Source organism: Bartonella sp. AP7XZML (assembly GCF_042195745.1).
Lineage (GTDB): Bacteria > Pseudomonadota > Alphaproteobacteria > Rhizobiales > Rhizobiaceae > Bartonella.
Map to the genome: position 1 here is coordinate 1 of NZ_JBHIOT010000074.1, position 1,510 is coordinate 1,510.

The 1,510-nt window shown below is 45.1% G+C and carries 1 pseudogene; it reads left to right on the plus strand.

Annotated features, from left to right (window positions below):
* Window positions 1–1,510: pseudogene (locus ACFILT_RS05970) on the plus strand (filamentous hemagglutinin); the annotation flags it as partial.

The window sequence follows — 1,510 nt, forward strand, 5'->3', positions numbered from 1 at the left end:
GTGTCCGGCGATATGACCTTCGATGTCTCAGCGCTTACCAACATGCGTGAAGGTGGGGTTGAAGTTAGCGATAAAGTGGTTGGTCACAGTTACGTGCGAGGAGAATGGAAAGATGTCGAAAATATTGATCATTTACGTATCAAGGAAAATATCGACACCACGATCATTCGTCAGCAGCCTCATTTTACCAATAATGCTGCACAGATTTTAGTAGGACGTCATCTGACAATTAATGCCGGTGATATCCGCAATAGCTATAGCTTGATTGCTGCCAATGGCAATATTGAGATGCATGGCGATACGCTGCTCAATGAGGGGCGCGATTTAATCGAAACAACTAAGATTGTAACGGAAACGCGCTACAGACATAAGCAATGTAGTATCACAAATCCAGCATGTATAAACGGTGCAGAAGAATGGGATGGTCCTACTTTTACCCAAACACTCAAACGCACTTATGATGCTGTTTACGGCACGATTGAAGCTGGTGGCACGCTTGATGCCAAGTTGACAGGCTATATTGACAATCATGCGGTGCGTGAGGGGGTTGAGCAAGTTGGCTTAAGCTCTGGCGATAAGGGGTTGGCTGGTGTTAAAAACACCGATTTTGATGGTTCCAAACCACTGATTAGTGATGATCGATTAGATGGGATTATCAATGGTTTGAAAGGGCACAAAGGGCTTTTTGCACCAAGCACAAAAATACCCGCACCAGAATCCATACAGGTGCCAACGCAAGACGGGCTTAGCTCTGTTAAGACAGAATTGGACCAGACCCAATCACCGGATGTGCCGTTTTTAGTTGAGACGCGACAGGACTTTATCAACCCAAGTAAATTTTTGGGATCGGACTATTACTTAAAAAAGATTGGCAATTATAAGCCTGAGCACGTGTTTAAAAAGTTGGGGGATGCTTATTTTGAATATCGTCTGGTGGGTGAGCAAATCTTTGAACTGACAGGTAATCGCACTCTTCTTGATGTTGAAGATCCCAATGCTCAAATGCAAAGGCTCTATGACAATGCTGTGGAGCAGCAAGATCCCTTGGGGTTAGTGCTAGGCAAGCCCTTAACGCCTCAGCAGATTGCTGGGATCAAAAAGGATATGATCTGGCTTGAGACCCACCTTGTCGACGGACAAGAGGTCTTGGTACCCCACGTTTATTTGGCACCAAACACTTCTTTAGCACAAGATGTTTATGGGGCAAAAACGCAGCAAGGAAACCTTGCCAGTGCACGTTTGAAAGGCAATGGCGTCACTATAGAGACGGACCGTCTTACCAATAGCGGCACCATATCAAGTAATGGTGCATTGCATGTTTCGACCACGCAAACTTTGTTTAATGATGGTGGTTTTTTGCTTGGCAGCGGTGCTGTCGATCTCAGCAGTGGCGATCTTTTAGCCAATTCGTCAGGGGTTATCTTGGGGAATATCATCACCCTCAATGCGAAGACAATCATTGATGGTACTGCAAAAATCCGTGACACGAATGAATATGGTTTTGTTGATC